A 12817-nucleotide genomic window follows, 5' to 3' on the forward strand; every position below is an offset into this window, starting at 1 on the left:
TATGGCATTTTCAGTAGGTATTGATTTAGGAACAACTAATACAGTGGTTTCTATAGCTAGTAGAGGAATAAATTCTAATATTGAGGTATTAACTGAATCGATTAATCAGCTAAATCAAAATGGTTTTCCAGAAGAAAGTTCTTTATTACCATCTGTATTATATGTAGATAATGGAGAGCATATGGTAGGAGCTTATGCTTATGCTATGAAGGGTCAAAATTTAAAAAGAGTAATATTTAACTCGAAAAATTATATGGGTGAGAGTTCATATAAATGGGATATAGATGGTAAAGAGTACTCGCCAGAGTTGGTGGCATCATTTTTCTTAAGTGCTATAAGAAATCATTTAAAGGATAAATACAATGGGAATGAATCAATTGAATCAGCAGTTATAACTGTTCCAGCATCATTTAATATAGATCAAAGAAATGCAACTAAAAATGCAGCGGTTTTATCAGGATTTAAAGGTGAGATAATATTAATATCCGAACCTACAGCTGCAATACTTGATTTTATCAATGAACAAAGTAAAATCCTGAATGAAGATAAGATCCTAGAGCTATCAGATTTTAAGAAAGTATTAGTATTTGATTTAGGTGGGGGAACTTGTGATGTAGCTATACTTAATATAAAGATTAATGGTAATGAAATATATGTGGCAGAACTAGCAGTATCACCACATACTCTTGTTGGTGGAGCTAATTTTGATGCCTATGCAGTTGAAGGTATAATATCTGATTATGAAAAAGAAAATTGCTTGGATTTATCAAAAGAATTGAAGCCTACTGAATTAAAAGCTTTAAAAAGCAAATTATTTACCACAATGGAGAAGGTCAAGATGTACTTTTCAGGTAACTATTTTAAGTTTGATAATGGAATAAGAACTAAGGATGAGATAATTAGTAAGATTAGTTTACCTATAACGATTCCTAACATTATAAATGGCAATCCATTTACTTATAATCTTACAATGGCTAAATATAATAAGTATATATCTCCACTGTTGAATGTGGAATCTGATGAAAATATAATTAAACCAATAATAAGCACTATTAACTCTAACTCACTAACTATTGATGATATAGATTATACATTTTGTGTGGGTGGAATGACTAAGTATCCAATGGTTTGGGATACAATAAAAAGCTTTTTTGGAAAAGCACCCTTGAAATTAGCAGATGCAATGCAATCGGTATCTAGAGGTGCTGCTATATATCACCACTATAATATTATAAATGTTGATAATAGAGAGAAGAAAAACTCTGAAAAGGTTGTAGATATAATACCTACATTACCACAAACCATATTTCTTAATGTTAAGGATGGATTTCCTATACCATTAATTGAAGCTAAAACAAAAGCAGGTACACCTATAATAATTGAAGACTTAATTGAAACAAACTCTAATGTAATCGTATCTCTTGAACTTTATGCAGGGATGAGTCCTTATGATCCAAATTTAAAAAGGTTGGAAAATGTTAATATCAATTTTCCCCACGGTATAGAAATAGGATCTAAAATATCATTAAAATTGGAATATACAAAAAAAGGTATATTAGTATTTGAAGCATGGGTAAAAGATAATGAAGATATAAAGATAAACTTATCATTAGAGGGAAATCAATTCACTGATGAAGAGATAGAAGACATAAATAATGAATATGAAATAAATAAAGTTGGGGGGATTTTATAATGGATGAAAATTTTAAAGAACTTCTAGGAAAATTTAAAGAACAGTTAACTGAGGGGTGTTATGAAAACGAAGTAGATACAATGACTGTTATAGAAGACTCAAACCCAACATTAACAAAGGACTCTAGGAAGTACAAGGAAAGCAAGAAAAGGATATTTAAGCAACAGATCAGTATTAGTAATGCAGAATCCATAATAAATACAATTAAAGATACTAAGTATTACAACATAGGTAATTTACGAGACTATAAGGGAGAAGTAAGAAGTAAAGCAGAAAGGACAATTATATCAGGTGAAAACCCTATAGAGATGCTAGTATATGGTATTAAAGGCTTACATGGCAATGAGTTATTTATAAATGCAGTTCGAGATGTAGTAAAAGAATTATACCTTGATTATAGTGATGATGTTATTGGATGTTATAAAAGTATATTGCTAAATTGGAATTGGAATGATTGTTTAGAATTTGTACTTAAGAGCATAAGTGAATCATACATAACTGATTTAGCTGATGAAGTTTACTATGTATTAGAAAATAATAATATACTAAGAGAAAACGCAGTTAATACACTGGTAGCTATAAATTCAACAAAACATTATGATAGTATGATTAATTTGCTTTGTACAGATAATAATTCCACCGGTGCTGAATTTGAGATAATAGGAAAATCACTAAAAAGCTTCGTCAAAGCAGATAATGACAATACTTATTATGTGTACAAGGCTTATATTAGTTTAAGTGTACCAAGTCCTATTAAGAATATACTGATAGGAATAGTGAGAACTAATTTAAATAAGAGAATTCTTGATGATATTGAAGCTTTGTTAAAGGATTACAAGATATCAATACGTGAAAGCAATAAGATTATGGATCTTCTAAAGAAATGTAAAGAAAGGAATAGAAGAGGAGAAAAGGTTAAGAATGAAAAGGTTATGGAGATTCTAAATACAGCTTTGACTTATAACCATTTAAACAAAGGAAGGATAGAAATTGCACTAGGTGCAGATATACCAGATATTCAAAATGAAATCATATTTGATACTACTAGAAGTATAAGAGAAAGAGCCAATGCAATTATAGCAATGAGCTTACATATAGATGATATTTCTCTAAAAAGCTTACAAGATGAGTCAGATGTTATGAACGTAATCGTTTCATCTGTTAGGGTTCAACGTGGATATATTAATTCTTTGATTCCTTTATTTCAGTTTATAGTACAAAAAGATGAAGGCGATATGGTATCAATAGAGGCTACAAATCAAATTAAGCGGTTAAGAGGATTAAAAGATGAGAATTTAAATAATCAATTAATGAAAGTTGCAGAAGGTCTGTTACAAGATGATTCTGATCAAAACACTAGAAATGTAATGAAGATATTAGATTTATTTTCATCAGGAATTCCAAGCGACGTTGTAGGAAGTCTATATTTAGACAAATTAAAGAATACAAAACAATCTAAAGTCAAGATTAGGATACTAGAATTTTATAAAAAGGAATACAATAGGTTTTCTACTGAAATCAAAAATAAAATAAGTGAGTCTGTTATTTTATGTACTAGAGAAAAGTCAATTTCAAATGTTGCGATGGACTGCCTAAAATCAATAAATGCATATGTAGACAGTACTCCGGGGGTGAAAAAAGATGAAGGGAATATTTAGAACACGGATAGATGAAATAGAAATAATAAAACAAGTTTTAGAATATAGCAATCTTATCGACTTTTCAGCATTGATAGAAAAAGATATTTATTACAGATATAAATGTAAGATGGTGGACTTGAACAATAAGAAGATTGAAGAAAAAGATTATTCGAAAATAGCGATAGAACATTCAAGCAAGAATGTAAAGTTTAGAAGACATATACTTGAAAAATGGGCTATGATGATTTCTGATATTGTACCTAAGATAGAAGACGCTGATGAATTAAATGAAGAGATAAGATCACATAAGGAAGAGAATAATTACACAAAGGAAAATAAGTTTTTATTTATATGTTATTTGTGGTTAAAAGATAATGAAAAATATAATAATGAAGGGGATGAATTATATAAACTATATAAGCAATCAACTGATTTTCATTGTGACTCTTTTCAAATGAGAAAAGATGAAACTATAGATCATAAAAATCTTAAGTTAGAGTATAAAGGCGCAGATAAAATGAGTTTATTTAATGAGAAGGAAAAACAAGGGGGGACTAGTATGGACTTTAATGTGAAAGATGATTTAATGACTTTAAGTATAGGAGAATTAATTAATGTTGTAATTAGTAGTAAGGAAGATGAGGTTAGATTAAGAAGTGAATTAGTAGAAAAAGATAAAGAAATAGCTAAAATGAAGAAACAATTAGATTTAATGTTAGATAATCGAACGTTAAAGAAAGAATTAAAGATATCCAATAAGAATGTATTAGAACTACAAAGTGCCATAAAAAAAGAGAACGAGATGCTAATAGGAAAGGTAATGGAGTTGAAAAAGGATAATAAGCAATTACTTGAATCTATAGATAAAACGAAAGAATATATTAAAGAAAATGTTACAAATGAGATAAGAAGAGAGATTAAAAGTAAGCAAGGTGATATGACTAATTTATTAAAAAGTATTGTACCTGAAGCAATTAATAAAAATAATAAAGTAATTGTAGAGGAAATATATAAGATGATTCAGAATGATATAACTGAAACTAATACAAAAGTAGATAATGAAGATGATTTTACCTATAAGAATGGATTACAAGACAATCAGCATATAACATATAAAAGTAATAGGTATGAAGGTATGGGTAACAATACAAATACTAATAAAAATGAAGTTAAAGTTGATGAAATGAGTAATAATCAAATTGACATAGAAAAAATAATTGAAGCAATTAAAGGTTAACTAAATAGATTGTTAATTTAAAGTTCACATAAATAGGTATATAATATATAATAAAAATTAAATTAGTTAAATACACCAAGTTATATTAATTAGATAAAACCAAATATATTAACAGGGAGTGTAATTCAATGACAAAAGAACAATTTTTAGTTTTATATACACTATTTAAAAATGATGTAAATGGCAAGGAAGAACTGTCTAAACTTTGTGATTTATCTTTAGAAAGTATAAATAAAGAATTAAAGGTTTTAGAAGATAAGATGTTTATCAAGGACTATTCACTAACAAAGCGTGGCATAATAGAACTTGATAAACATAAGGTAGATAATGCAGTGATAATGGCTGCGGGACTTTCTTCAAGGTTTGCGCCTTTGTCTTATGAGTATCCTAAGGGCTTATTAGAAGTTAAGGGAGAAAGGCTTATTGAAAGGCAAATAAAGCAACTAAGAGAAGCTGGAATTGAAGAAATAATTGTAGTAGTAGGATATATGAAAGAGAAGTTTTTCTATTTAGAGGATAAATACAATGTGAAGATTTTAATAAATAATGATTATTATAAACGTAACAATAATTCCACCTTGTATGTAGCTCAAAAGTATTTAAAGAATTCCTATATATGTTCTAGTGATAACTATTTTGCAGAGAATGTTTTTGAGTCTCATGTTTATGACTCTTATTATGCTGCTATGTTTAATAAAGGGTATACTGATGAATATTGTATAGAGAGTAATTCAAAGGGTCGAATAACAAATGTTACTGTGGCTGGTGAGGATCAATGGTTCATGATTGGTCATGTTTATTTTTCTAAGGAGTTTTCTATAAAGTTCTTGGAGATTCTTTTAGCTAAATATAATGAACCTGGCCTCGATAAAATGCTTTGGGAAGATATCTATATTAATCATATAGATAAATTAGATATGTACATAAGAAAGTATGAAGAGGGCACAATATTTGAATTTGATACCTTAGAGGATTTAAGAAAGTTTGATTCAAAATATGTAAATAACACGGAGTCAAAAATATTAAAAAATATCTGCAAAGTACTTAAGTGTAATGAAGCTAACATTAAAAACATTGCTCCTATTAAGAAGGGACTTACAAATACATCTTTTGTTTTTGAGTGTAAAGGTAAGAGATATGTTTATAGACATCCAGGTGCTGGAACAGAGGAAATTATTAATAGAGTAAGTGAAGCAAAGTCGCAAAACTTAGCAAAAGAATTAGGTATTGATAACACTTTGATTTATATAAGTGAGGATGAGGGTTGGAAGATATCCCACTACATGGATAATTCCATAGATTTCGATTATCATAATATGGATGATGTAAAGAAGGGACTGGCTTTAGTTAGAAAGATACATGATGCAAGCGTTGTATCAAAATGGGATTTTAATATATATGAAGAAGCAGAAAAGCTTATTATGTTAACAGATAAGAATAACTCTTCAACTTTCGATGATTTTGAGGAGCTAAGGACTTCCATTACTAAATTATATGATTTTGTTGAAAGTGATGGTATTCAAAAAAGGATATGTCATAATGATTGTTATGATCCAAACTTTCTTACAGATGGAAAGACTATGTATTTAATTGATTGGGAGTATTCCGGAAACTCTGATCCTGCTAGTGATTTAGGTACCTTCATCTGCTGCTCTGATTACACTACGGATGAAGCTATGGAAGTACTAAAGATTTATTTTGGAAGAGATCTAACAGACATAGAAAAAAGGCACTACCTAGCCTATGTTGCAATTTCAGGATATTACTGGTTTGTATGGGCACTTTATAAAGAAAGTGTTGGAGAAATGGTTGGAGAGTACTTATACATATGGTACAAGTATGCAAAGAGCTATAGCGAGATGGCACTGGAACTTTATAAAGCTTTATAAATCTAGAATCTTATTAAGGTCATAAACATTAGCATAGATAGTGTTAACACTATCAAATAAATTTAAGGGGGATAATTATGAAAAGACTTAAAAAGATAACTTCCATTGCACTGATTTTTATATTAGCCATTGGAGTGTATGGGTGTGGTATTAAATCACCATCTAATACTGTGAAAAATTATATCGAAAACATTAAAACAGGTAAAGGTAGTGATTTTAGTAAATTATTAGATGCAACAAAAGAAAATGAAGAAAGAAAAGAAGGGGATATATCAGAAGGTAATAGTCAAAGGGTAGTCGATTCTATGAAAAAGCTATCCTATACTATAAATTCTGAAAAGATAGATGGTGATTCTGCTACCGTAAATGTAAAGGTTAATGGTCCGGATATGGGTACTGCAATGCTAGATTATATCCAACAAGTATTTTCAAATGAATTAACACAAGCCTTTTCAACTAATAAATTAACAGAAGAACAATCTAAAAAGATGTATGATGATATATTATCTAAGTGTATTGATAATATTAAATATACTGATAGAACAGAAGATGTTTCATTAATTAAAAAGGACGGTCAATGGGAAATAGTTACTAATGATGCGTTAATGACTTTATTAATTAATATTAAAGATTCCTTTTTAAATTCAGATATGCCTGTTGATGAAAAGATTAAAACTGAAGTTAAAGGGATACATTAAATCAACCATTTAACGTTGAAACTGATAATGGTAACTATAATCTTACTATAGAAGGAGCTAGAGCCACAGAGAAAAGAAATGAATTTTCAGATATAGAAGCTAAAATGGTGGTTATATTAGATTATACCTATTCCAATATTAGCTTTGGCGAAAGTTTGGGACAAGATTTATATATTGATGAATATGCATTTCAAGTATTAGATGATGAGGGAAATGTTCTGGGGGGTTATCCAATATATGATGATAATAGAACGCCAAAAAGAGTTCCTGTCGGAGGGAAATGTAAAGCAAGTGCTACATTTGGAGTACCTACAGAAAGTACAAATTTAAATGTAACATTTACTAGAGGATCAGAAAAGGTGGCTAAAATAGTAGTTCCAATAAAATAATATTAATAATTACTTATAGTATTTTAGAAATAAATGAAGATAATTCAGAGCACCTTTTGGATTGTTTTATGCAATTAGGACCTTTAAAAAGGGTGCAAAAACTATCTGCATGCTATTATTGTCTTTAGCATAAAGTAAAGGTACAATATATACAGAAAAGAAACAAAATATGTATAACTTTCATGTTGCTTTTAACTAATATATAGAACAAAGTAAAACCAAGTGATTCAACTACCTTAGAATATATTTCATATTGTAAGGTTAATAATCCAAAGGGAACATGATGTTATTCTGATATAGTTGAAGTTTTCAACAAGTATAATAGATAAAGTTAATAAACATAAAACGTAATATAACATTAAGTTAAGTTAAAATGTGAAAGAGTTATAATCAAAAATAAAGTTTCTAAGGAGGCAAAATATGAAAGGTATAATCTTAGCTGGAGGTTCTGGCACAAGACTTTACCCAATAACAAAATCTGTTTCAAAACAAATACTGCCGATTTATGATAAACCGATGATTTATTATCCATTATCAGTTTTAATGCTTGCAGGTATTAAAGAGATACTTATAATTTCAACTGAAAGGGATCTTCCTTGCTATGAAGAATTACTTGGTGATGGTAGTGATGTAGGTTTAGATATTAAATATGCTGTACAAGCAGCACCTAATGGACTTGCAGAAGCTTTCATTATAGGTGAAGAATTTATAGGAAATGATAAGGTTGCCTTAGTACTTGGTGACAACATATTCCATGGTTATGGATTTAGTGAGAGGCTTAAAAATGCTGTGGAAAGAGATGAAGCTACTATTTTTGGATATCATGTAAGCAATCCAACCGAGTTTGGTGTAGTTGAGTTTGATGAAGATAATAATGTAATATCTATAGAAGAAAAACCAGAACTTCCTAAATCAAATTACGCAGTTCCAGGATTATATTTCTATGATAATGATGTAGTGGAGATAGCTAAAAATGTTAAACCTTCTGCTAGAGGTGAGATAGAAATAACAGCAGTAAATAATGAATATTTAAAGCGTGGTAATTTAAAGGTGGAGCTTTTAGGAAGAGGAATGGCTTGGCTTGATACAGGAACTCATAGAGGACTACTGGATGCAGCAAATTTTGTTGAAGCTATTCAAACTAGACAAGGGTTATATGTAGCATGCATAGAAGAGATAGCTTACAGAAATAGTTTTATAAATAGAGAGAAGCTTTTAAAATTAGCAAAGCCTTTAATGAAAACTGAATATGGTAAGTATTTAATGCAGATTGCTGATGAATATAATAATGCTAATTTAGAAGCAGCAGCTACAATATAGTAATTAAGGGAGGGACTTATGGGAAATTTTAATTTTATAGAAACTAAAATAAAAGATTTATATATAATTGAACCAAAAGTTTTTGGCGATAATAGAGGTTATTTCATGGAAACCTATAGCAAGAAGGATTTCTTTGAGGCTGGACTTACTATGGAATTTGTTCAAGATAATGAAAGTAAGTCTAAAAAAGGTGTGCTTAGAGGTATGCATTTTCAAACAAAGCATACGCAAGGCAAACTTGTTCGTGCCACAGAAGGAGAAGTCTTTGATGTGGCTATAGATCTTCGAAAAGGTTCACCTAACTTTGGACAGTGGGAAGGTGTACTTTTAACAGCTGAAAACAAAAGACAATTTTATGTGCCAGAAGGTTTTGCGCATGGATTTCTTGTTGTCTCTGATACAGCAACCTTTAATTATAAATGTACTGATTTCTATTCACCAGAGTATGATGGTGGACTTTTATGGAACGATGAAGAGGTTGGTATTAAGTGGCCTATAGAAGGTATAGGGGAAATATTATTATCAGAAAAGGATAAGGTACAAAAGAAACTGTCAGAGATTAAGGTACCATTTACATATAAATAAAAAATGTAGGGGGAAGTGTATTATGAAGACTTATTTAGTAACTGGTGGAGCTGGATTTATAGGTTCAAACTTTATTCATTACATGTTAAATAAATATAATGATATCAAAATAATAAATTTAGATAAACTAACCTATGCAGGAAACTTAGAAAATTTAAAAGCTATTGAAAGTGATGAAAGGTACATATTTGTTCAAGGAGATATATGTGATAAGGAATCAGTTTCAGCATTGTTTCGAAAATATGATATTGATTACGTAACCCATTTTGCAGCAGAATCTCATGTGGATAGAAGCATAAAAGAGCCAGAGGTTTTTGTAAAGACAAATGTACTTGGAACAGTTAATCTGTTAAATTGTGCTAAAGGTTCATGGGAAACAGAAACAGGATTTAAAGAAGGTGTTAAATTCATTCATGTTTCTACAGATGAGGTTTATGGTTCATTAGGGGAAACTGGATTCTTCACAGAAACTACACCGCTTGATCCGCATAGCCCATATTCAGCAAGTAAAACTAGTTCAGATTTAATGGTTAAGGCTTATGCTGATACATATAAAATGCCAGTTAATATTACAAGATGTTCTAATAACTATGGTCCATATCAATTCCCAGAAAAGTTAGTACCATTACTTATAAACAACTGTTTAAATCATAAGGATTTACCGGTTTATGGTGATGGAATGAATATAAGAGATTGGCTATACGTAGAAGATCACTGCAAGGCTATAGACATGGTTATTAATGATGGAAGACTTGGTGAGGTTTACAATGTAGGTGGACATAATGAAAGAACTAATATTACCATAGTTAAAACTGTTATTGATTATATAAATGAAAATGTAGATAAAGAGGTTACAGAAAATCTAATTAAATACGTTGAAGACAGAAAAGGCCATGATTTAAGATATGGAATAGATCCAGCTAAGATTAAAGAAGAACTTGGGTGGTATCCAGAAACAACTTTTGAAGTTGGAATAAAAAAGACAATTAAGTGGTATTTAGATAATGAATCTTGGATGAAAAATGTAACATCAGGTGATTATCAAAAATACTATGCTAAGATGTATCAATAAATAAAGTTTATAAACCTTTAGGGTAAGCTCTGAGGGTTTCCTTATAATAAGGCTTTAAATATGATAAGAGGTGTTAAGATGAAACTATTAATAACAGGAGCAGACGGTCAATTAGGTAGAGAACTAACAAAACAATATAATGAAATAAAAGATGTAGAATTAATACTTACAGGTATATCAGAGTTAGATATAACAGATATGGAAGCTGTATATGAATTTGTAAATAATCATAAACCAGAAGTAATTATAAACTGTGCAGCACATACGGCTGTAGATAAATGTGAAATAGATGTGGATATGGCATATAAAATTAATACAATAGGCCCTAAGAACTTAGCCACAGCAGCTTATGCCATAGGTGCTGAAATAGTACAGGTATCCACTGATTATGTTTTTGATGGAGAAAGAGATATAGAACTTACAGAATTTGATGAAGTAAATCCTAAAACCGTATATGGAAAAACTAAGTTAGAAGGAGAGAGAGTTGTAAGTAAGCTTAATCCTAAACATTACATAGTTAGAACAGCATGGCTTTATGGTGATGGCAATAACTTCGTAAAAACTATGATTAAATTAAGTGAAACCAATAAAACTTTAAAAGTAGTAAATGATCAAAAAGGAACTCCAACTAGTACAGTAGATTTAGCCAGAGTTATAATCAGTTTAGTAAAAAACAAAAACTACGGCCTATTCCATTGTACCTGCAAAGGAGAATGCACTTGGTATGATTTAACTAAAGAAATATTCAAAATAAAGGGTATAGATACAAAGGTTATTCCCTGCACAACAGATGAATTTCCAAGACCAGCTAAAAGACCTGAGTATTCAGTACTTAGAAACTATATGCTAGAATTAACTACTGGGGATATAACTAGGACTTGGCAAGAAGCTTTAAAAGATTACTTAGAAAATAAAGAATCTTAATAAACCTTTAATATTATTCTACCTTAGAATATATTTCATATTGTAAGGTTAATAATACAAAGGGGATATGATGTTATTCTGATATAATTCAAGTTTTCAACAAGTATAATAGATAAAGTTAATAAAGTAACAAAATATAATTAAGCAAAGTTAAGTTTCATAAAATAGTTAAAGAGAGGAAGATAATAATGAAAGTACGTAAAGCAATAATACCTGCAGCAGGACTTGGAACTAGGTTCTTACCAGCTACAAAGGCTCAACCAAAGGAAATGCTACCTATAGTAGATAAGCCAACGCTTCAATATATAATAGAAGAGGCTGTAGATTCAGGTATCGAAGAAATTTTAATTATTACAGGAAGAAACAAAACCTCTATAGAAAATCACTTCGATAAGTCTGTAGAACTAGAGCTTGAACTTGAGAAAAAGGGTAAAAATGATCTATTAGAAGAGGTAAGAAAGATATCTGATATGGTGAATATTCATTATATTAGACAAAAGGAACCTAAGGGCTTAGGTCATGCTATACATTGCGCAAAAAGCTTTATTGGAAATGAACCTTTTGCAGTTCTTCTTGGCGATGACATAGTTTATAATGAAGATAAGCCTTGTTTAAAGCAAATGATTGAGGTTTATGATAAGTATGAAACAAGCATACTAGGGGTTCAGGAAGTAGATAAGAAGGATGTAAGTAAATATGGTATAGTAGATGGAAATCTTATAGAAGATAGAGTATATAATGTAAAGGATTTAGTGGAAAAGCCTGCGATAGAGTGTGCGCCATCAAATGTAGCGATCCTAGGAAGGTATATAATAAATCCATCAATATTTGGAATATTGGAACATACAAAGGCAGGAAAAGGCGGAGAAATCCAGCTTACAGATGCCCTAAAAGAGCTTGCAAAAAAGGAAAATATGTATGGTTATAACTTTATAGGAAGACGATACGATGTAGGAGATAAACAAGGATTCTTAGAAGCTACTGTGGAGTATGCACTTAGAAGAGATGATCTAAAGGATGATTTTCTTAAATATTTAACTAATGTTATTAGTAAATAAAAAGGTCTTAGGTTAACATATTTCATAATAAAGATATAAAGATGAGTAGTGCACATTGGGTGTACTATTCATCTTTTTTAGGTTTGAGTTTATAGGATTGAAATCAAAAACTAGTACCACTGTTATGTACATTTACGAATAAGTTATGGAATAAACGGGGGGTAAAGGGAATTGTAACTTAATGGACTTTGACTTTTAAAGATGATATAATTACATGAGAAATCGGCTTCCTAATGAAGACAATCATACGTTAAGAGATACATGCGAGAAATATTGTTATGAATATATTAATTAATATATTCATAATGCTGA

At 29.9% G+C, this 12817-nt stretch carries 11 protein-coding genes; all 11 read left to right on the forward strand.

What is annotated here, in order from left to right:
• Position 1 precedes the first annotated feature (1 nt).
• The 11 genes from DY168_RS02150 to galU all read left to right on the forward strand — a co-directional run bounded on the left by DY168_RS02150 (position 2) and on the right by galU (position 12505).
• Positions 2-1693, forward strand: coding sequence for an Hsp70 family protein (locus DY168_RS02150; protein ID WP_115640263.1), 1692 nt, complete (start codon positions 2-4; stop codon positions 1691-1693).
• Entirely contained in the window at positions 1693-3351 is a 1659-nt protein-coding gene (locus DY168_RS02155) for a hypothetical protein (protein WP_115640264.1), read from the forward strand. Before DY168_RS02150 ends, DY168_RS02155 begins: the two co-directional genes overlap by 1 nt.
• Complete coding sequence (locus tag DY168_RS02160) at positions 3335-4570, forward strand: hypothetical protein (protein ID WP_115640265.1); 1236 nt, start codon at positions 3335-3337, stop codon at positions 4568-4570. Before DY168_RS02155 ends, DY168_RS02160 begins: the two co-directional genes overlap by 17 nt.
• 128 nt (positions 4571-4698) lie before the next feature.
• Positions 4699-6459 (forward strand): NTP transferase domain-containing protein, encoded by a 1761-nt coding sequence (locus tag DY168_RS02165; protein WP_115640266.1) that lies wholly within the window; start codon positions 4699-4701, stop codon positions 6457-6459.
• A gap of 77 nt (positions 6460-6536) precedes the next feature.
• Positions 6537-7157, forward strand: coding sequence for a hypothetical protein (locus tag DY168_RS14895; RefSeq protein WP_242984035.1), 621 nt, complete (start codon positions 6537-6539; stop codon positions 7155-7157).
• 104 nt (positions 7158-7261) lie between these two features.
• Positions 7262-7546: a hypothetical protein gene (locus tag DY168_RS14900; RefSeq protein ID WP_242984036.1), complete on the forward strand. Its 285-nt coding sequence runs from the start codon at positions 7262-7264 to the stop codon at positions 7544-7546.
• A 420-nt stretch (positions 7547-7966) separates the two neighbouring features.
• Positions 7967-8866, forward strand: a complete 900-nt coding sequence (rfbA, locus tag DY168_RS02175) for a glucose-1-phosphate thymidylyltransferase RfbA (protein WP_115640267.1) — start codon at positions 7967-7969, stop codon at positions 8864-8866.
• An 18-nt stretch (positions 8867-8884) separates the two neighbouring features.
• Positions 8885-9451 (forward strand): dTDP-4-dehydrorhamnose 3,5-epimerase, encoded by a 567-nt coding sequence (rfbC, locus tag DY168_RS02180; protein WP_115640268.1) that lies wholly within the window; start codon positions 8885-8887, stop codon positions 9449-9451.
• Between the two features lie 22 nt (positions 9452-9473).
• Positions 9474-10523, forward strand: a complete 1050-nt coding sequence (gene rfbB / locus DY168_RS02185; RefSeq protein ID WP_115640269.1) for a dTDP-glucose 4,6-dehydratase — start codon at positions 9474-9476, stop codon at positions 10521-10523.
• A gap of 78 nt (positions 10524-10601) precedes the next feature.
• Complete coding sequence (rfbD, locus tag DY168_RS02190; protein ID WP_115640270.1) at positions 10602-11447, forward strand: dTDP-4-dehydrorhamnose reductase; 846 nt, start codon at positions 10602-10604, stop codon at positions 11445-11447.
• Between the two features lie 188 nt (positions 11448-11635).
• Positions 11636-12505, forward strand: a complete 870-nt coding sequence (gene galU, locus DY168_RS02195) for a UTP--glucose-1-phosphate uridylyltransferase GalU (protein WP_172556240.1) — start codon at positions 11636-11638, stop codon at positions 12503-12505.
• The last annotated feature ends 312 nt before the right edge of the window (positions 12506-12817 follow it).

Source organism: Clostridium putrefaciens (assembly GCF_900461105.1).
Classification (GTDB): Bacteria; Bacillota; Clostridia; order Clostridiales; family Clostridiaceae; genus Clostridium_L; species Clostridium_L putrefaciens.

Bases quoted from the DNA above. Each gene is read 5' to 3' on its own strand.
- DY168_RS02150 (WP_115640263.1), top strand. From the start codon at position 2: ATGGCATTTTCAGTAGGTATTGATTTAGGAACAACTAATACAGTGGTT.
- DY168_RS02155 (WP_115640264.1), top strand. From the start codon at position 1,693: ATGGATGAAAATTTTAAAGAACTTCTAGGAAAATTTAAAGAACAGTTA.
- DY168_RS02160 (WP_115640265.1), top strand. From the start codon at position 3,335: ATGAAGGGAATATTTAGAACACGGATAGATGAAATAGAAATAATAAAA.
- DY168_RS02165 (WP_115640266.1), top strand. From the start codon at position 4,699: ATGACAAAAGAACAATTTTTAGTTTTATATACACTATTTAAAAATGAT.
- DY168_RS14895 (WP_242984035.1), top strand. From the start codon at position 6,537: ATGAAAAGACTTAAAAAGATAACTTCCATTGCACTGATTTTTATATTA.
- DY168_RS14900 (WP_242984036.1), top strand. From the start codon at position 7,262: ATGGTGGTTATATTAGATTATACCTATTCCAATATTAGCTTTGGCGAA.
- rfbA (WP_115640267.1), top strand. From the start codon at position 7,967: ATGAAAGGTATAATCTTAGCTGGAGGTTCTGGCACAAGACTTTACCCA.
- rfbC (WP_115640268.1), top strand. From the start codon at position 8,885: ATGGGAAATTTTAATTTTATAGAAACTAAAATAAAAGATTTATATATA.
- rfbB (WP_115640269.1), top strand. From the start codon at position 9,474: ATGAAGACTTATTTAGTAACTGGTGGAGCTGGATTTATAGGTTCAAAC.
- rfbD (WP_115640270.1), top strand. From the start codon at position 10,602: ATGAAACTATTAATAACAGGAGCAGACGGTCAATTAGGTAGAGAACTA.
- galU (WP_172556240.1), top strand. From the start codon at position 11,636: ATGAAAGTACGTAAAGCAATAATACCTGCAGCAGGACTTGGAACTAGG.